Below are 18,097 nucleotides of genomic sequence, written 5' to 3'. Positions count from 1 at the left end.
ACGGAGCCTGAAGTACGCCAAACCCCCTCGAAAATCGCGCCTACCGTACTCCAAGCTCCGTTTTCTCAAGGGCCCCCAGATGAGGGGGCAGCCTTGACCGGGTTGCCCCCTCATCTTTTATTTGGGTTCTTGCCAAACAACTTTGCCCGTCGCAGGATCGGTGATCTCAACCACGTGAACGGTGCTCCAGTCCACCATCTCTGGTGCGGGTTGGTCGTTGGGGTCGATCATGGTGACGTTCGCGTTCGGGCCGAAGCTCGCTACCCGCATGGCCGTGGTGACCTGGTTATCTGCCCAGTTCAGTCCTCCGGCCGCGAGCACGGTAGTGAGTGCCGCCGCACCCAGGGCTCCCCCGGCGAGTTGAGTAATCGCACGGATGCGAACTCGTTTTGCTGTGAACATGTTTCCCTCTTCTCTGATGAGTTCCAGCTCGGCGCTGGAATGACGGCCTCGGCTGATGAGCGAGGTCGATAGTGCACCCGCAGCGATCGTCCACCGCGACAAGCCCAGCTCGGCAGCGTCTCGAAGATCCGCAGCCCACTGCTCACGCCTCTCGGCACGACAGGATCGCGGCGAGAGCGCCGTGGCGGCGGTCAAAAGAACCTGGTCTACGAGTGTCATGAGGTGGCCAACCGTCCTGTGTCAGTGACGGTCGTGGTTCGAGTTTTCGCGTCGAAGGCGAGGCACGTCTCGCGGGCGGCCGATTGACCGTCAGCAGTGAACTCATACAGTCGCCGGCGTGGGCCCTGGCGGGTTGAGTCCTCCCAGGACGAACGAATCCAGCCTTGTCGTTCCAAACGCTCCAATATTGGGTACACCGTACCTGGTAGGCGTTCAGTCTTCTTGATGATCTGAAGACCCCACGCTGGCCCGGGGCTATCCAGAAGCACCCGAAGCACATCTACCGTCGGTGCCGTCACACGCTGAATCGAATCCATACGGGTAATCTATCTATATTGATTAAGGAATGTCAACAGCTGGCTGTGGATTCTCTGCCGCCGCGTTCAACGATCCGCGTAAGACAGGTGCAGGCTACTGGGCAAGCGTGCCCGAGCATATGGACATAGCCCCGGCACCAGTTGTGTTGGGGTCAGCTCACGCGCCCGGACGCTCGAGAGGATTCTTCGCGTGTCGCTCTCACGTTAACGGTGTCTACACCGTCATCATTGACAGATGACAGTCAGACGACGCGACCGCGGCACCGTGCTAAAAGCTGCACGCCTCAGCCTCTTGGTCGAGGAAGCAAGCAAGCTGCGCTTGGAGCAGCTTGCGATACACGCCAACGTCTCATCGGCTGTCTACTTCGAGCGCCTCGTCGCCAACGTCGAACTAAACGACCGCGGCCTACCGGTTTGGTGGCCCGAAGAACCTACACGTAATGGAGAACTGCCTATCGACTCCGATTAACGAAAAGGCCCGCCGCTTGCGCGACGGGCCGATGAAGTTTCGTAGCTCAGAACCCTCAACAGTTTGGCGACCAAGAGGTTCGAGCTAATCCAGCAAAGGAACCGGTTTATCAGACCGGGGCCTTTGTCGTACCCACCGGAGACACCCGGAAGGAATGACACCATAGTAACCCAGATAGACCTGGCTACGGCATTAGTCATCGAGTTTCCTTCTGCGCGTGTCGCACAGGGCTCTGAGGTCGCTAGGCCGTCCATAACTCGGCGATCGTTGTCGTATGCGCCTGAGCCGGCTCCTGGTGCGTACGCGATCGTGCCGGCATGGAGAAGTGGGGCGGAGTGGTTTGATGCGCTGTTGGATGTTTTGGCGACGGCTGAGGGTGATGAGGTGCGGCGTCGGGTGAAGGTTTCGCCGGACACGTTGTTGAGGGTTGCCCGGCGGGATTGGCAGTCCGCGGACGTTGCGACGGGGCGTGGTGTGACGACGGCTCACGCCACCGTGGCAGCAGAGTTGGGGATGTCTAAACGGCAGGTGCAGCGCGCCCGGGAGATCATCCAGGAGTTGGGTTTCGCGGTCACGGTGTTGGAGGGTTCCTATCTCACGAGAGCGCAACGTCAGGACGCCCACGAGCGTCATGGCGGGTTCCAGTTGCGGGCGGCGTCGACCCGTGCGTTGACCATCCCTAAGCCGCTCAAAAATAGTCATCCTGTGGAGAATGTCCACCTACCTTTAAGACCTAAAGTTCTTTCTAAATCTTCTGTTTTAGAGAACTTAACAACGCGCGCGAGCGCGCTTCGGGAGGCTGCTTCGCAGCCAAAAGCTGCACGGAGAAACAACCCAAAGCCGGTTGGTCAGAAACGGACCGTCGGGCTCCCCCGGCCGCTTGAGGAGCAGCGTTTCGCGGCACGTTTGGCTGCGCGTATGCCGTGGCTTGTGCGGGGTCGGCATATCGGTCAACTGATGAGCGCTGTGGCTCGTGCTGGTGTTGATACGTCCCGGTGGACGGTTGGTGATTTGTTGGATGCGATCGAGCGTTTCACCCGGGCTGCTGGTATCTCGGTGACCGATCCGGGCGCGCAGCGGGACCCTTTGGGATACCTGGTGTGGTTGCTGAAAGCGTTTATCGAACCGGGCGGTTTGACACCGACCGAGCAGCGAGAAGCTGACTACGCACGCAAGGTCGAAGCGCAGCGCCGAGCGCGCGAAGAAGACGAGCGGGAACGGGAAAGAGCGTCGTCTGTTGACGATGAGGACGTCGCCCGGATCATCGCAGCGATGCGGGTAGAGTCCGCCGCAGCGGAAGCCCGGTTACGACAAGCCGGACGGCTCCCCACGAGGACAAGACGGCCTTTACCACCGATTGTGCGGCCCCGCTTAGAGCCAGAACCGCCCACGAAAGGTATTCTTTAACCTATTCCACGAGCGGGAATAGGTTAAAGAATAGTTAGGCCCCATTTTTCCTTACCCTGCCAGACTCACCCGAGCAGGCTCGCTTCCCAATCTCCCGCACCCAACGATGTTGATTGATGGAGATTGGGAAGTAAAGGTGAGTGTGGCAGGGTAAGGAAAAATGGAAGAGATAAGAAGAGAAGAAAAAAGAAGAAGTAATACAAATACAAATACAAAAGAAGAAGAGAAAAAGGGGGGTGAGTAGATGCGGTTGACGAGTCGTGATGAGCAGATGTTGGAGTGGTTCAGTGTCGTGCGAATGACGGACGTTGAGGGTGTGCGTTGGGCGCTTGGAGGGCTGTCTGGAAGTGGCGGGCCGGTGAGTGTTCGACGGGCTAATTTCTGGATTTCTCGGATGGTCGAGGTTGGTTTGTTGGATCGTGCGCGGCCGACGTTTCGGGATGGTTCGATTGTGTGGGCGACGCACCTGGCGGTGGGGAAAGTGGCGCCGAATCTGTTTCGGCAGACCACCCGTCACGAGGTGGCGGTGGCTTTGGTTTCAGCGCATTACCTCGCTGCTGGGTACACGTGGGAGCGTGATCGGAAGCCGGCGATGAGGCTCGATCATCAGGCCGATGGGGTCGCGCGGAAGGGTGATCGTGTTGAGCTGGTCGAGGTGGAGCTTACGTCGAAAACGAGTGACCGCTATCGGGTGATTTTTCACAATGCGTTGCACCGTTTTGAGAATGAGGGCGTCGCTCAGATCACGTATTTCTGCACACCTGATGTCGCTCGAACGATCGAAAGGGAGGCCGATGCGAGAGTGTTTCGGACGGAGCGTCACAGGGTTGTGGCGCATGACGTTTTTGATGTGAAGGGGCGCTGGGTAGGAGCTGATGAGGGATTGCCTGAGCTGCCTGCGACAGCCGTGCCGAGCGCGACGTTGCCGCTGGATTTTTGACCGGCCACTGAGTGAGTGAGTGAGTGAGGAGAGACACGATGACGTATCAACAGAATTCGCAGGGCCAGACCCAGCAACCGACCAACGACGCAGCGTCCGAGGTGTTGGAGCTGGTCGTCATGGTCGCGGCTGTTGCGGCGCTCGTTGTTGTTGCGCTGCCGCTGCTGCTGCCGGTCGCGTTCGTGAAGCTTGGTGGCAACATGATCGCGACCAAGAAGCAGTTCTGGGTGGTGAATAGGTGGCAGTGGGTTTTCAATACGGTAGGGGTGCTTCTGGTCGGTGTGCTGATCGTGGTGGAGATTCTTTTGCTCACGCAGTGGGTGAGCAGTGGGCAGGCGCACGCGTTTTTCGTGGGCTCCGATTGGGGCTCCGAGCTTTTGCCGACGTTCGGTTGGTGGGTGGTTGGGAACTTCTTGGCCGGGGCGTTGCTGCTGCCGGTCACCTGGTCGCTGCACCGTCGTCGGATTGCGCAGCAGGTTCGTACCCGCCGGATTTCTGACGTGATGACGCAGGAACGTATCGAGTCGGCCCGTAAGCGGGCCGCGGATACGAACACCGCGAAACGGATCGGTGTGAAGCTGAACGCTGAGACAGGCCAGATCGTTTCGAGCAAGAGCGGCGCAGCTGTGATGACGGCACCGTACCCGCTAGCCGAGAACCGATTCTCCTTCGGACTCGTGAACCGGGCGACGGTGACCAGCGCGGCCGAGATGTTCTACGACTCTAAACGGGTGAGGGACTGGGTTGACCCGACCGGTAAATTCATGGTGTTGCCTTTGGCGTCGTCATCGGTTCGTGCGTTGATCATCGCGGAATCGGGTACCGGTAAAACGGTTCTGATCAACGGGCTCATCCTCTGCGCTTTGGAGTACGGCTGGCCGGTGTTCTTCCTCGACGCGAAAGGCGACCCGGCCGACGCTGAAGCGTTGGTGAAAATCGCGGAATCCTACGGCCGCACCGCGATTGATACCGGGGCGTGGAATTTCTTCAACGGCACCGCTCAGCAAGTCACCGCGAAACTGATGCGGCTGATGCCGCCACCTGACGGCGCGAACCAGCACTACCTTGACGAGGTACGCGGCGTGCTCCAAGCCGTACAGAACGAGTCCGCGATATCGAGCGTGGCCAACCTGCGGGAAAGACTCACGCAGCCGCAACGGTTTGTGCGCGACCAGTGGGACTTAGACCTCGTGATGAAAGAAGTCGATTCCCGCTCCAAGCTCACAGCCGGTCAGCGCGCCCTGCAAAGCCTCCTAGTGGCACTCCGGCCGCTAGAGGAATGGATCGGTGAAGACGGCTGGTCATACGACCAGCCGAAGGCAGACGTGACCGTTATCCCGCTGTCACCCATCGATGATGCGCAAGCGCGGCTCGGTGATCTGCTGCTGCTTGATATGCGGAACTTTCTGGTGAACCGCTTGAAGAGGCGCGACAAGTCCCCCGTCATCATCATCGTTGACGAGTTCGCGCAGCTCGTCACCGACACGTCCGATCCCGGCGACACCGCGGCCAGTCTGTTCGAGACAGGTAGGAGCGCAGGAGTCGGTGTCATTCTCGTGGCGCAGAGCACCGCGGGCATCTCGAACGATGAAACGAAACGCAAACGCGCCCTCTCGTCCGGCGCTGCACTGATCATCGGGCGAACCAAAGACCCCGAAGAAGTCGTGAAATTCGCCGGTACCGCCATGCGGATGGAAGCCTCTGGCGAGGCAGCAGGCGATGAGTTGAAATCGGCCCGCGCACAACACACCTACGTCATCCCTCCTCAGGAAGTCCGAGAGGCCAACGACGGCTCGTTCTGGATCATCCAAGCCGGCGTGGCAGCTTTCCGGGCGCTGCCTAACCGGAACGTGGAGAACGCCGTCATCGCAGGCACGGCGGCGCTAACAGCGCCGATTGTTGCCGCCGAGGTCGAGGCACCCGCCGCCGCGGATGAGGAGAACGCCGAGTAACGGGCTGTCAGTACCCGTCGTTACCGTCGTTGCATGGCGAATGATTGGAAGCCGACCCGCGAACTCACACCCTCCCTTCGTGGTGGGTGGGTGATGCGTGTCAGAGGCCGCGGCGACCTCGGCCGCATCGAAATCGTCACTCTCAACGGCTCGAGCGTCTACCGCTGTATTGGTCGTCATGGCGTCGAGCTGGGCGATGTTCGCACGCTCACGGGCGCAGCGCAACGGCTCTGGGCTCAGACTCCCTAACTAGGCGATTGTGGGTTAGTCTGGGCACCGTTCCGGGGTATCCCCGTGTCCCCAAACGGTGGACCGGAACGCTTACAGCCCCCGGCCAAGTCCCCCCGCTCTGGCCGGGGGCTTTCTTCGAGAACCAGTGCGCGGGGATGCCGCTTCGCGGCCTGTTCTTTTAGCAACTTCGTTGCCTGTTGGCGTTCGAATGATTGCACATCGTGCCGACTCCGTTCCCCGGCGTTCGCTATTTAAATTCTCGCTTCGCTGCGGCTTAAACCGCTCTCTCTGGGGCACTACGCCGCCCCGACGCGCACTTTTGGCGTGTGCCAAAAGGCAATGGGAGTTGGAGAGGGAAACACATCATGAGCGAGACAGCCACCGTCACACAGACCGATGCTCAGCCGTGGGTGAACGGGCACGGCTCACGGGTCGCAGTCATCAGCGCAGCCGAGGAGCACAACGAGGGCGCCGAACGGTTCTACTACGCCCCACGCGCCCCGCAACGCTGGGTTGTTCTTGACTGCTTTGTAACTCAGGTGCTCGGCCGATACGCCACCGAGAGCGACGCCACAGCAGCCGCGGCCGAATTCGGGCGATGCAGCTTCGCCTACCAGCTCACGCACGCCGACCAGGCGCAAACGTACCGCGACGGCCAATTCATCACCGCGTGCGAATGCGGCCACGAGAGCACCGGGCAGACCCCCAACAATGCCGACGCCGCCCACATGGAACACGCGAACCACTAACCCGCCCCCTTTTGACACGTACGTGTCAATCAAGCTTTGGAGTCGTTGAAATGAACACCACAACCGTCAGCACACCACTGGTCGCAGCGATTGAAACCGTTTGGAAGTCAATCCAGGATCGGCACGAAGACGTGCCCGCCGTGGTCGTCACGCTCGGATCGGGCACCGCCAAGCAGGGCATGAAATTGGGTCATTTCGCCGCGGATCGGTGGATGCGAGGCGACGAGCTCGTACATGAACTTTTCGTCGGCGGCGAGGGTTTGCAGCGCGGCGGCGTCGGCGTGCTCGGCACACTGTTACACGAGGCCGCGCACGGCGCAGCACGCGCCCGCGAGATTCAAGACACCAGCCGTCAGGGCCGATTCCATAACGCGAAGTTCCGCGCGATTGGTGAAGAGTTCGGGCTCAACCTAGAGAAAGACCCGTCGATTGGTTGGTCAGTGACGACCGTTCCCGCGGACACCGAACGCAGCTACGCCGACGAAATCACCACACTCGACGGCGGGCTAGTCGCGTACCGCCTCACCGAAATGTCAGCCGGGGGCCGCAAGTCGAACAACAACGGAGTAACCGCGCTCTGTGGCTGCGGGCGGAAAATTCGGGTATCCAAGACCGTCTACGCGGCAGGCCCGATCAGCTGCGGCCTCTGCGGCAGCGACTTCGAGGCGGAAGACGACGACGAATAGCAGCACTCCTAAATCATATCTAAAAAGTGTCTAGTCAGACTTGATAGATCTATCAAGCAGAAGTAGAATATTGTTATGGTGGCCGAACAGCAAACACGAGTCATGGTCAAGCGTCTGCGGGCAGCAGGCTTTGTGGAAGACCGCAAAACAGGAAGCCACACAACGTGGAAAGCCGCGAATGGCACGAGCGTTTCAGTGCCAGACGGCCACCGGAAGCAATCGCCCGGGCTCGTCAGGAAAATCGAAAAAGCAATCGAGGATGCCAAAAAATGACTAGGACATACGCCGCCACCGTGACCCGCGAGGGTCGCTGGTGGATGGTCGCAGTACCCGAAATCGACGGACTCACCCAAGCACGACGCATTGACGAAGCCGAACTTATGGCCCGCGAACTTATCGCCGTCACGCTCGACGTTCCGTTAGAGGACGTGGCCGTAACCGTCACCGTTGAGAGCGTCGGAAACGTGCCCGTTCGAAGCATTGTCGACCGAATTGAGAGCGACCGCCGCAAAGCGGCGGAACTCGAACGGGAGGCGAGCCGCCAGGCCGTGCAGCTCGCGAAGCAGCTCGCGGCCGAAAATGTCACCATGCGTGACGTGGGCTCGATCCTGCACGTTTCGTATCAACGCGCGCACCAGCTCAGCACCACCGAAACGCGCCCAGTAGGTGCAGAAAAGAAGGCCTCAGCATGACAATCGAAACCGCCATTGATGAATACCTCACCGACCAGCCCGCGGCTGTTCGCGCCGACTCAGTTGTTCGCGAGTTCGTTCGTCACTACCTCGGAACCACCGACGCCGTGGCCGTGGAAGAACCCGGCATCATCGTGCAGCTCAACCAGGCGTTGATGGGCTTACCCGACCTCGACCTGAACGACGGATCGCGCGACACGATGCAAGGCAAAGACGTAATCCAGGATCTCTGGCTGACATTGCTTACGCGCCGCATCCTCGAATTGGACGAGTAGATGCACGACGACAGCTTCGTGACGATGATAAGGAAATGTATAGCCTGGGCTTGACATTGCATGTATAGAGGGGGGTATACTAGAGTTATGAAGGAAGCGAAGCGAAGCGATGTTGAGCGGTTCCTGCGACAGCAGGGCTACGAGATTGACCGGGACAAAGGCCCGCACACCTGGTGGAAGAAGCCCGGCGCGCGAGCTATCCCACTCCCCCGGCACACACGAACAACGCCGGGCGTGCTGCGCGACATAGAAAAAGCAATCGGGTTCGTACCCGATGAATGGAAGTGACGGAGAACATGAGCCGCAAGAGCTATCAACTCAACGTAACCCGCGAGGGAGCCTGGTGGATCATCGACGCCGTAGACGTCGATTACCGTAGCCAGGCGCGCACCCTCTCCGAGGTAGACGAGATGGGCCGCGATCTGATTGCCGTGGCGCTCGACGTGCCTGTCGACTCGTTCGACCTCGACGTTCGCGTGCAGCAGCCCGCGGACGTGGCCGCGCGTCTCTCCGAAGCGGTTGACCTCGAACGGGAAGCACAGGCGGCGGTTACCCGCGCCGCCCTTGATCGGCGGGAAGCTGCGCGCACGCTCCGTGACGCCTACGGGCTCAGCGCGATTGACGCCGCGCGGGTGCTCGGCGTCACCCGCGCCCGCGTCTATCAACTCCTCGATGAGCGAGAGAAGGCCAGCGCATGAACGAGACATTGAGCGTCGACCAGATGCGCGTCGCGCTGGAGAGCATGAGCGAAACAGTGCGAGCCGAATGGGTCGAGGGCTTGCGTAAGGCAGGCGCAAATCTTGAAAACGCCGCATACGGATTGGCCGGGAACGTACCCGACGCGAAACCCGATCCAATCACGTGGTCGCTGAACTGGCTTTCGGTTGCAAATCTGCAAGTAGCGCGGTCCAACGAGCTGCTGACCGCTAGCCTGCCCGAAGCCTCGAAAAAGTTTTAGGCTCCAAACGTTAGAACGCTAGATAATGTTCTAACGTTCTAACGTTCTAACGTTCTTTCTAGAAAGCATGTTAGAACACATTCCAGTTAGCTCTATAGATAGCTAGTTAGATAGGAAACGTTCTAGAATGGGTACTATGCAAACAGTGATGGTCTACAGCGAGGCCGGCGGCGTCAGCAAGACGACCACGGCCGTATCGCTCGCGATGACCGCCGCCGAATCAGGCAGGCGGGTTGTGCTGATTGACCTCGACCCGCGAGCCGCGACCACGAAGTGGACGCGCGCAGAACCGATGGGGGAGGGGCTGCACATCGGCGCCATTCTCGGCGCCCAGGAAGATCCGATTGGATGGGCCAAACAGCTCGCCGCGCCGAGCGCCTGGCATCCAGGACTCCGAGTAATTCCGTCGGCCCGCGGTCTGAGCAACCGCGAGGCAGACCGCGACGACTTCGCAGAGCTGAGGCTGAAAGCGTCGTTGGAAGGCCTCGACGCCGACCTGGTCGTCATTGACTGCGCAAACCGCCAAGGTGGCCCCCTCACGCTTAGCGCGTTGAACGCCTCAGATACGGTCGTGTACGCCGCCACAGCGTCCGATTCCGGCGTCGACGGAGTAACCGGGGCGCAGCGCACCATTGAGGCCTTCAAGCGCAGCAGAGAGCGCTTAGGGGCACCTGTGAACCTCGTTGAGGCCGGCGCAACCGTCACCCGCGACGGAACCGGGTTCATGAGCTACCCCGAAACCGACGCTATCGACCAGATTCGCGCTCTGACGACCATTCTCGAACCGATCGTGCCGCACTTGTCGATAGTGCCCGAAGTCCGCCTCGCGGGGGAGTGGTACGGCCTGTACCGCAAGGGAAACGCGATCCGCGAGGCCTACACCGAAGTAATGCGAAAGGTAATCCGATGAGCCAGCTTGACCGCCCTGCACGGCCCCCGCGCGGCCCTCGCCCCGCAGCAGATGAAGGTCAAGACCCTGTAGATTACCGCCCCCCAGTAACGGCCGTCACGCCGACGCCAGAGCCAGACCCCGCACCCGAGGGCAAGGACACGAGTAGCGTGTCCGCGGCAGCCCCTAAGACCTCCGCAGCGCCCGCGGTCGCGACCTCCGTGCAGCCGCCCGTAGTCGCACCCCGAGGGCGAGAGCAGACCGTTCAGCTCGCCACCCGAATCAGCCCCGATATCGCCGCGCTCATCGACGACGCCGCGGCGCGTACCGGCTACTCCAAGCGCAACGTTATCGAGCAGGCAATACAACAGCTCTGGGGCTAGGCGTAAGCCGGATCACCGGGCAGGCCGCTCGAGCAACGTTGACACGTACGTGTCAACGCGGGGCCATTGAGACTCAGCGCAAAGTCCACGCAACGAAAGCGGTCAAATCGTCTGTGAGAGCTGCCCTGTTGACGGTGTATCGCACGTTTCGGCCGTTCCGGGGAACGCCAACGTCTGCCGTCACGTAGCCAAACTCTTCCAGCTCGATCAACGCTGTCCGTGCCGCAGCGGCACTCATGCCCGTCGCCGAAACGATGTCCGAGCGTCGAGCGCCTGGAAAATCGAAAAGATACCTGATCGTCGCGAGACGCGAGGAGCTAGACACCGCTTTATGCGCCGCCGCCGCACCTGGCGGCATATCCGGCGAATTCAAGCGTGAAGGCATTTCTATATTGTGCCCGAGCATGTCTCGAATGCTCTCGGCTTCGAGGTCGCGTTCCGACATTCCCGCTTCTCCTACCTATTGGTTTAACCAATATGTAGCCTAAGCTTTGAGCGGAACATAACGCGAATAGTTGCGCTCTGAAATCGAGTGTCCGTCGTTGGTTGTACCCTAAACGGGGGGATGTCGAGGACTTGGGAGGACCATGTGGACAGTCACGACACCCAGCCGCAGCTGCGCTCGAATCAGGTATCTGCGTGCATCGAATCTGTGCCGTCGGGCGCGGATTATCGGCGCGCCAACATGACTCATTGAACCAACGCATCCGAACAGATTGAGGAGACAAATAAATGCCTGAACCAGAAGAACGAGTGAGCCGGCCGGCGCACGGCGACACCGGATCGGTTTTTGCCGGCGCATCTCGCGCTGCCGGCTACGTCGAATCCGAGCCGGCCATTGACAGCGAAACCGCGGGAGAGCTGCTTCAGCTTCCCGTCAATGCGCCGGACGCGCCAGAGATCCAGTCTGCGTCGACGTCGAGTGACGACGCCGGAAGCTCGGCTGCCGATGGAACCGGCGCCGACGTCTTTTCTGCATCTATCGGTGACCTTTCGAAAGCAAGCGCCGCGGCCCCCGAGCTTCGCGCCAAAGAGGGCTTTCGCGGTGCGCTGAATGGGCTTGGATTCCGTTTAGCACCAGGTGAGGCGGAGCTTCGGCAGATCGAAACCGCGAACCAACGCAGGCAGGACGAAGAGACTATTCGGCAAGCAACGTGGACTCGCGCGGTGAGTATTCTCGTGGCCAACAGAAAGGGCGGCGTTGGTAAGACGCCTGTCTCTATTCTTCTCGGCGGCAGCATTGCTTCGATCCGGGGCGGCTCCGTCGCAATCGTGGAAGTCTCCGACGATCCAGGCGCACTGTCGTTCAGGGCAGAAGGACAACCGCAGCTCGGAATAGGCGAACTCGTTCGAGACGCGCGCACCGTCACCAGCGCCGGCCAGCTGGCCGGCTACACGGCACCGCAAACGTCGTTTGCCTCCGTCATCGGCTCGGTCGGAAACCGTAAGCCTCTAACCGGCGAAGACGTAAAAGCCGTCGCGCAGGTCGTGGATGAATACTTCACCATCCGCGTCATGGACAGCGGCAACCAGCCCAGCTCATCAGCCTTTCGAGGCGCGGTAGAAACCGCTGACGCGCTCGTTATCCCGATCCAGAACGCAGGTGACGCCGTTCTAGACGCTCTTGCGTTGCTCGACCATCTCCGTGCCCAGGGCGGTCACGCTGCTGAGCTGGCGCGGCGCGCTATCTTCATTCGACTCACCGACAACCGGCCCGAGTACCCCCAGGTCATGGAGCGAATCAATCGCATCATTGCCGGGTCAGGCGTCACCCAGACCTTCGCTGTGCCGTATGACGCGCACATCGCTGAGCGCGGCCAACTCACGCTGAGTAGCCTCAACCCCGCCACGCACACGGCGTTCATCAGCGCCGCGGCTGGCGTAGTGCGCTCGATAAACACCAGGAGCATCACCGAACGAAAGGCAACGAAATGACGACCCTGACCCACGCCCTCACCGCCGTGATCGTGAAACAGATCGACAACCCGCTGAACGGCATCATCCCCGACTTCTCAATCTTCGGCGCCCAGTTCACCCAGCTCTGGCAGAAACTTCTCGCCGGGCTCTGGGGAATCGCGATCGTTCTGGCAATCGTGTTCCTCATCCTCGGAATCGTGAACATGGGTAAAGCATCCTCAGGCGGAAACCCGCAAGCCTACAAAGAAGGCCGCGTACAGGCCCTCTGGGCTGGAATATCGCTCGGCGGGCTCGCAGCGCTAGCCGTCATCGTCGGCGCCGTCCTCGCCGTATTCAGCTAGCTCCGAGACCATCATGAGGACAGACACGCAGCGCCCCCGGCGCAAATGGCCATGGATTCTAGGAACCACTGTCGTCGTCGTCGCCCTAGTCGTCGGCGCATCCATCTGGTACGAAAACAGGCAGCCAGCCTCTACTCAAACGGCTCCAGAATCAGTGGCGCCAACCGCCACTGTCACTAGTCCCGCTGACACTGCGGCTCCAAACGGCTGCCCGGGGGGTGCCGGTTTTGATTCAGCCATGCTCCTCGCCGCTCAGAAGAGCGCACCGCACAGTCAGGCCGGGGCTGTGGAACTAGCCACTGCTGCTGCGCGGTGGGCGTACCAGTACCCATATCCCTCCGCCACCGACGCTGACACAGTTTCAGCGGCGGTTGTGGACACAGGAGCATCGGCAAAGTTCAAAGATTTGAAGGCTCTGTTCGCTACAAATCCGAACGTATCGGGCGGACTGGTAGCCGACGCTACGGCTTATCACCTATCGACTGTGCAGGGTGTTTGGCAAGTGGAGTCATATACCGCTAGCCAGGCCAGCATCAGTATCGGAACCGGCATTGTCGTTTCCGGCGCCCTCAGCCCGACTCTCCGAGTCTCTGTGACAGTGCCGGTTACGTGGGAAAACAACGCATGGCACTTCGGTCAACTGGCCGGTACACGAACCGCTCAAGACCTCTTTTCGATAGGTACACCATTCGAAGGAGGGTGCTGAAATGGCGGCAGGTGATTGCGGCAATATCGTTTGCGATGCGATTGGTGGGGCAATCGGTGTCGTAAATGGAGTGTCAGGCGCTGTTTCGTTCGCGAGTGACCCGTTTGGTGCGACGTTCAAGTATTTGAAGGATGCGGCCAACGGTCTTACGAACGATATTTTGCCTGCGCTGACCACCGCCACGCTGCCTGATCTGAATGTGGACTGGTTCATCAACGCGTATCGAATCTCTTTCGCGACGGCGATTTTCGTCGCCGTTCTGCTGCTCATCCCTCAGTTCTTGCGTACTGCGCGCGGGACAATGGCGGGCCGTGACCTGGTGGAATCTGTAGGCCTGTATTTCGGCCTGTTTTTGGTCGGGGCGATGTTCGGCCCCGCGTTCGGCGCCGTGCTCGTCACGTTCTTTCACTCGCTCTCTGACGTGTTCATTGCGTGGGGAATCCAGAACAGCACCACAACGGTTATCGCTCAGTTTCAGACGATGATTGCCAACAGCGATCCGGCCGGCATAACCGGGGGAGTGGTAGTCGCGATCCTGCTCATGGCGTGCTTCGTCATCGGCATGTTCCTGGTGCTGTTAATGCTCATCGTGCAGCTCGTGACGTTGTACTTCACTGGCGTGTTGATGCCGCTGGGCTTGGTCTGGATTATCGATAAGACAAAGCGCAGCTTTGGGCTGAAACTCGTTCGGCTGTGGATCGGCTTGCTCGCCGCTCACCCGTTGTTGTTCTTCTTACTCGGGTTCACGTTCTCGATGACATCAAGTTCTGTCTCGACGTTCGGCAGCTCCAACGTGTCTCTGCAGAAACTTGTGACGCTCGTCGTCGCGATCCTGTCGTTGTTTATGGCGGCTCTATCACCGCTGCTGCTAATGAAGTTCGCGCCGGTCATCCCGGCAGGCACGGGCGGAACTCAAGGCCCCTCGTTAAGTGGCGGAGGCAACACCATCGGGTCGAAAAACATGAACGACGCGATGGAACAGTTCGGTTCAAATAAGGGCCGAAGCAGCTCGTCGGAACCGTCTGAATCGGATGACGCTTACACGGTACGCAGCTCGTCGGCTGGCAACAGCGGTTCGAGCGCGCAGGGCGGTTCATTATCGGAGGCAGCGGCGTCGCGCGCAGCGGCTAGCTCCGGTGAAACCGTCGGTGCCGGCAGCAGTGCCGCCACCGCGGCAAGCAGTGGCGCCGCGGGCGGTGCGGCAGGCGCCGCGGGCAGTGCGGGCGCGGCCGGTGCGGGCGCGGCCGAGGGAATGGCCGCGGCGGGCGCGGCTGAGTCCGCTACCGGCGTCGGCGCCGCTATCGGCATTCCAACCATCGCCGCGGCAGCTGTAGCAGCTGGCGCTCAAAAAGGCGTGGACGTAGCAAAGGTGGGCGGCGAGCACGCTATCGCCGCGATGGATGAACCAGACATTGAACAGGATCAGCTATGACACAGACCAGCTCCGCTCCCGTCGTTCGCTATCTCGGCGGAGAAAGCGGACACCGTTCGTTCTTCGGCGGCACACATTCACGCGCACGAATCATTCTCATCGGAATCTTTATTACCGCGGGCCTGGTCCTGACCCCGCTTATGGGTGCGCCGGGGCTCATCATCGGTGTGCTCGGCTGCGCTGTCACGTTCGTTCTCACAGCCAAGACGCACCGCGGCTCCATCTTGGAGCGGCGCACTAAGCGGGAGCGCTGGAAAGCGCGCGTGAAGACCGGGACAGATGCGTTTGTGCCCTACGAGGTGGGCGCGTGGGATCAGCTCAGCGAGGCCGCAAAAAACGCCGGAACCAAGGATGAAGCCTGGAAGGCTCAGCGTGAGCTCACAGCAATGCGAGCGATGCCAGACGGGGCAGACGGCATGGGCTGGCTCCAATACGACGCCAACATGCCCGGCATCGCCTGGCACGCCCCAACGGGTGAGGAACCCTATCTCTCGGTAGCTTTCTCGGTCACCGGCCAGCTGCGCGGCATCGAGTCGGAATCGAAAATGTCGCGAGCCGCCGAAGCGTGGGGCAGATTCCTCGCGTCCCGCGCGGTGCCGTCGTCACTGGTTGGAGACGTGCAGACGCTCACGCGAGTGCTGCCCGCCGATTCAGTATTACAGGAGCTTTGGGTGCAGAGCAGCCTCGACCCCGCCGCACCGGCAGAGGCCGTGAATTCCTACGCCGAGGTTCTGAGGCTGACCGGCGACGGTGCCATGGTGCAGCGGCACTACATCATCGTGAAGTGGCCGCTCACGCCCACGTTCTATAACACCGCAGAACGCTACGCGCGGGGCCGGGACGGCTGGCGGGCAGTGATGGAACAGGAAATACGTTCAACCGTTCGCGGGCTCAAAGATGCCCGCCTGGGCGATGTTGCTGCGCTGTCTGCACGGCAGACAGCGGCGATCATGAAGCACCAGCAGAACCCCACCTGGCCGATCGATTATGTGCGGGATATCGAACCCGGCAACTTTGGTAGCCCCTCGCACGACGAGTTCTCCGCGTATGTCGTCGACGACCTCGACCCGACTGCCGGGGGAGTGCCCACGCAGTGGTGGCACCGCACCGCGAAGATCAGCGCCGAGGCTCTGGCCACCGCGCCCCGCACACAGCTCTGGCCGCTTGATCTGTTGATCGGTAGCGAGCTTCAATTCGTCCGCTCGATCTCATTTCACATTCACCTCATCCCTGCGGGAGAGGCCAAGGCATCGGCCCGGCAAGACCTGGTGCGCGACCTGGCCGATAAGCAGTCGAAACTCGAAGCAGGCCAGCTCGACGTAGACGATAACGGCGCAGGCATCACCGCCGCGAGCAGGAGAACCCAAGACCTCGCGTCGGGCTCTCACCATAACGGTGCGGCGTGGGTCGGTTTCGTGACCGTCTCCGCTCGCACCCGCGATGGGCTGGCGCGCGCGTCACGGCAGCTGGAGGAAACCTGTTCGACAGGTCTTGGGATCGAGCGGTTGGACTGGCAGGACTCCTACCAGTCAGCAGCAGCGGGAACTACCTGGCCAATCGCCCGCGGTACGACCGCGGGCGGCTCATCATTCTCAGCCCGCGTCTACGACCGGCTCGCTGGTAAATCCGAGAAGGAAGCACTCTCATGAGCAAGCACGTTGAGCCGAGCGAAACAGAGTCCACAAACTCAGGCCTATGGTCAATGCCGATCTTGAAAAACTTCGCACCGCCCACCGTGCAGAGCAGCACAGCACCAGGGGAGGCAGCTAAGAAGCAGACCGAGATAGTGCCCTGGAACGCGCCGGGAACGCGCCTGCGCACCAACAGCGGGAAGGCCCGGCGCGGGTTCTACGCGCCTTCCGTGGAGGGGGCACCCACCACGACACGGCAGGCCGAAATTCTCAATACCGCGCTCATCGGCCCGCCAACAGGCACCAAAGGCATCGTGAATGGCCGCGACGTGCTCTCCCGCACAACAGTCGCGCACGACCCTGTAACCGCGTACAACAACAAGCCAAAGCGCGACGTATCCAGCCCCAACGTGATCGTTATGGGCAGCGTCGGCGCTGGTAAAAGTAGCTTCACGAAAACGGTTCTTGTGATGCGGCCGTTGCTGCTGGCAGACCGCCGCGTGGTGGTGTTCGACAAGAAAGATCAACAGGGCGAGGGAGAGTACTCGGGTGTGCTCCGCAAATTCCAAGCCAAACCGATCCGGTTCAACACAGACGGCTCAGGAACACACCTGAACCTCCTCGATCCGGTCATCGCTCGCGGCGGAGGAGTGAAAGGTCAGTTCCGGCTACTGAACATCGTTACCCGGCTCGGCCGCGGTGACAAACCGCTGGGTGAGTGGGAGAAGGAGGCGCTGCGCGCAGCGCTTCACATGACGCTCGATAAGTACGACGATGTTTCCCGCACCCCGACGCTGGCAGACATTCTCCCGAACCTCGGCCGCGTCACCGACCAAGCCGACTACCGCGAGATGTCTCCGACGGCGCGCGACGACCTGCACAGGGCGGGCCTGTCAGTGCGATGGACACTCAACGAGTTGCTGGAAGAGTACGCCGGGTTGCTCGACGGTGAGACCTCTAAAGAGGTTGACCTCAAGGGCAAGTTGACCTCGTTCGATATCTCACAACTCGATGATGAAGGCCCAGCCGTTCCCGTTGTCATGGCCATCGGTCACCAATGGCTCCTCGGCCGGCTACGGGGAGAGCGCGGCCCCGCGACGACCGTTGTTTACGAAGAGGGCTGGCACCTAATCGGTGGCCCGTCAGCGCAGCTCATCAAATCGAACCAGAAACTCGCGCGCGGCCTCGGCATCAGCAACGTGTTCGTGATGCACAAAGGCACCGACATTCCCCCCAACTCGCCCGGTATCGCGATCATTCAAGAAGCCCAATCCATCTACGTTTTCCGGCAGGATCGGCCGGAGGATGCGTTGTGGTGCACGCGAACGTTCGGGTTTGCACCCGAAACCACCAAAACCATCGAAACCCTCGGTGACGGGCACTACATCTTCAAGTACGGTTCCCACCCAGAAACGCACGTGCAGCACATCCGTTCACCGTGGGAGGTAAGCGTCACAAACACCGACGAGGGGCTCGCAGGAACGGCTAAGACGGCGTAACC

At 60.8% G+C, this 18,097-nt stretch carries 23 protein-coding genes; 20 read left to right on the top strand and 3 right to left on the bottom strand.

Going from position 1 to position 18,097, the window contains the following annotated elements; all coding sequences use genetic code 11:
• Positions 1-117: 117 nt before the first annotated feature.
• Positions 118-402: a hypothetical protein gene (locus QN358_RS12585; protein WP_323512586.1), complete on the bottom strand. Its 285-nt coding sequence runs from the start codon at positions 400-402 to the stop codon at positions 118-120.
• A 215-nt stretch (positions 403-617) separates the two neighbouring features.
• Positions 618-938, bottom strand: a complete 321-nt coding sequence (locus tag QN358_RS12580; protein ID WP_323512585.1) for a PadR family transcriptional regulator — start codon at positions 936-938, stop codon at positions 618-620.
• A gap of 235 nt (positions 939-1,173) precedes the next feature.
• Here QN358_RS12580 and QN358_RS12575 point away from each other — a divergent pair, with 235 nt between their 5' ends.
• The 15 genes from QN358_RS12575 (at position 1,174) to QN358_RS12505 (ending at position 10,569) form a co-directional block, all read left to right on the top strand.
• Complete coding sequence (locus tag QN358_RS12575) at positions 1,174-1,407, top strand: hypothetical protein (RefSeq protein WP_323512584.1); 234 nt, start codon at positions 1,174-1,176, stop codon at positions 1,405-1,407.
• 495 nt (positions 1,408-1,902) lie between these two features.
• Complete coding sequence (locus tag QN358_RS12570; RefSeq protein WP_323512583.1) at positions 1,903-2,814, top strand: hypothetical protein; 912 nt, start codon at positions 1,903-1,905, stop codon at positions 2,812-2,814.
• A 298-nt stretch (positions 2,815-3,112) separates the two neighbouring features.
• Positions 3,113-3,754: a hypothetical protein gene (locus QN358_RS12565; protein WP_323512582.1), complete on the top strand. Its 642-nt coding sequence runs from the start codon at positions 3,113-3,115 to the stop codon at positions 3,752-3,754.
• A 38-nt stretch (positions 3,755-3,792) separates the two neighbouring features.
• Positions 3,793-5,706, top strand: a complete 1,914-nt coding sequence (locus QN358_RS12560; protein WP_323512581.1) for a hypothetical protein — start codon at positions 3,793-3,795, stop codon at positions 5,704-5,706.
• A gap of 33 nt (positions 5,707-5,739) precedes the next feature.
• Entirely contained in the window at positions 5,740-5,955 is a 216-nt protein-coding gene (locus QN358_RS12555) for a hypothetical protein (RefSeq protein ID WP_323512580.1), read from the top strand.
• A 347-nt stretch (positions 5,956-6,302) separates the two neighbouring features.
• Complete coding sequence (locus QN358_RS12550) at positions 6,303-6,686, top strand: hypothetical protein (RefSeq protein ID WP_323512579.1); 384 nt, start codon at positions 6,303-6,305, stop codon at positions 6,684-6,686.
• Positions 6,687-6,736: 50 nt separating this feature from the next.
• Positions 6,737-7,372 carry a hypothetical protein gene (locus QN358_RS12545; RefSeq protein WP_323512578.1) on the top strand — a complete coding sequence of 212 codons (636 nt, stop codon included), beginning with the start codon at positions 6,737-6,739 and terminating at the stop codon, positions 7,370-7,372.
• 75 nt (positions 7,373-7,447) lie between these two features.
• Positions 7,448-7,645, top strand: a complete 198-nt coding sequence (locus QN358_RS12540) for a type II toxin-antitoxin system HicA family toxin (protein ID WP_323512577.1) — start codon at positions 7,448-7,450, stop codon at positions 7,643-7,645.
• Positions 7,642-8,064 (top strand): hypothetical protein, encoded by a 423-nt coding sequence (locus tag QN358_RS12535; protein ID WP_323512576.1) that lies wholly within the window; start codon positions 7,642-7,644, stop codon positions 8,062-8,064. Before QN358_RS12540 ends, QN358_RS12535 begins: the two co-directional genes overlap by 4 nt.
• Entirely contained in the window at positions 8,061-8,339 is a 279-nt protein-coding gene (locus QN358_RS12530) for a hypothetical protein (RefSeq protein ID WP_323512575.1), read from the top strand. Before QN358_RS12535 ends, QN358_RS12530 begins: the two co-directional genes overlap by 4 nt.
• A gap of 87 nt (positions 8,340-8,426) precedes the next feature.
• Positions 8,427-8,627, top strand: coding sequence for a type II toxin-antitoxin system HicA family toxin (locus QN358_RS12525; protein WP_323512574.1), 201 nt, complete (start codon positions 8,427-8,429; stop codon positions 8,625-8,627).
• Positions 8,624-9,037, top strand: a complete 414-nt coding sequence (locus QN358_RS12520) for a hypothetical protein (protein WP_323512573.1) — start codon at positions 8,624-8,626, stop codon at positions 9,035-9,037. The genes QN358_RS12525 and QN358_RS12520 overlap by 4 nt, the downstream gene beginning before the upstream one ends.
• The gene (locus QN358_RS12515) at positions 9,034-9,297 is read left to right on the top strand and encodes a hypothetical protein (RefSeq protein WP_323512572.1); all 264 of its coding nucleotides are present in this window, start codon (positions 9,034-9,036) and stop codon (positions 9,295-9,297) included. Before QN358_RS12520 ends, QN358_RS12515 begins: the two co-directional genes overlap by 4 nt.
• Positions 9,298-9,433: 136 nt before the next feature.
• Positions 9,434-10,207: a ParA family protein gene (locus tag QN358_RS12510; protein WP_323512571.1), complete on the top strand. Its 774-nt coding sequence runs from the start codon at positions 9,434-9,436 to the stop codon at positions 10,205-10,207.
• A gap of 149 nt (positions 10,208-10,356) precedes the next feature.
• The gene (locus QN358_RS12505; protein ID WP_323512570.1) at positions 10,357-10,569 is read left to right on the top strand and encodes a hypothetical protein; all 213 of its coding nucleotides are present in this window, start codon (positions 10,357-10,359) and stop codon (positions 10,567-10,569) included.
• 73 nt (positions 10,570-10,642) lie between these two features.
• Here QN358_RS12505 and QN358_RS12500 read toward each other — a convergent pair whose 3' ends face one another.
• Complete coding sequence (locus QN358_RS12500) at positions 10,643-11,014, bottom strand: hypothetical protein (RefSeq protein WP_323512569.1); 372 nt, start codon at positions 11,012-11,014, stop codon at positions 10,643-10,645.
• A gap of 287 nt (positions 11,015-11,301) precedes the next feature.
• Between QN358_RS12500 and QN358_RS12495 the strand changes: the two genes are divergently transcribed.
• The 5 genes from QN358_RS12495 to QN358_RS12475 all read left to right on the top strand — a co-directional run bounded on the left by QN358_RS12495 (position 11,302) and on the right by QN358_RS12475 (position 18,095).
• Complete coding sequence (locus QN358_RS12495) at positions 11,302-12,504, top strand: hypothetical protein (protein WP_323512568.1); 1,203 nt, start codon at positions 11,302-11,304, stop codon at positions 12,502-12,504.
• Positions 12,501-12,827, top strand: a complete 327-nt coding sequence (locus QN358_RS12490; RefSeq protein ID WP_323512567.1) for a hypothetical protein — start codon at positions 12,501-12,503, stop codon at positions 12,825-12,827. Before QN358_RS12495 ends, QN358_RS12490 begins: the two co-directional genes overlap by 4 nt.
• 707 nt (positions 12,828-13,534) lie before the next feature.
• Positions 13,535-14,965, top strand: a complete 1,431-nt coding sequence (locus QN358_RS12485; protein ID WP_323512566.1) for a hypothetical protein — start codon at positions 13,535-13,537, stop codon at positions 14,963-14,965.
• Complete coding sequence (locus QN358_RS12480; RefSeq protein WP_323512565.1) at positions 14,962-16,614, top strand: hypothetical protein; 1,653 nt, start codon at positions 14,962-14,964, stop codon at positions 16,612-16,614. The genes QN358_RS12485 and QN358_RS12480 overlap by 4 nt, the downstream gene beginning before the upstream one ends.
• Positions 16,615-16,667: 53 nt before the next feature.
• Positions 16,668-18,095, top strand: a complete 1,428-nt coding sequence (locus tag QN358_RS12475; RefSeq protein WP_323512564.1) for an ATP/GTP-binding protein — start codon at positions 16,668-16,670, stop codon at positions 18,093-18,095.
• The last annotated feature ends 2 nt before the right edge of the window (positions 18,096-18,097 follow it).

Origin of the sequence: Subtercola sp. RTI3, assembly GCF_035018625.1 — a bacterium.
Classification (GTDB): Bacteria; Actinomycetota; Actinomycetes; order Actinomycetales; family Microbacteriaceae; genus Subtercola; species Subtercola vilae.
Note: the sequence above shows the minus strand (reverse complement) of the source record. Positions and strands in the feature narration are given on the sequence as shown.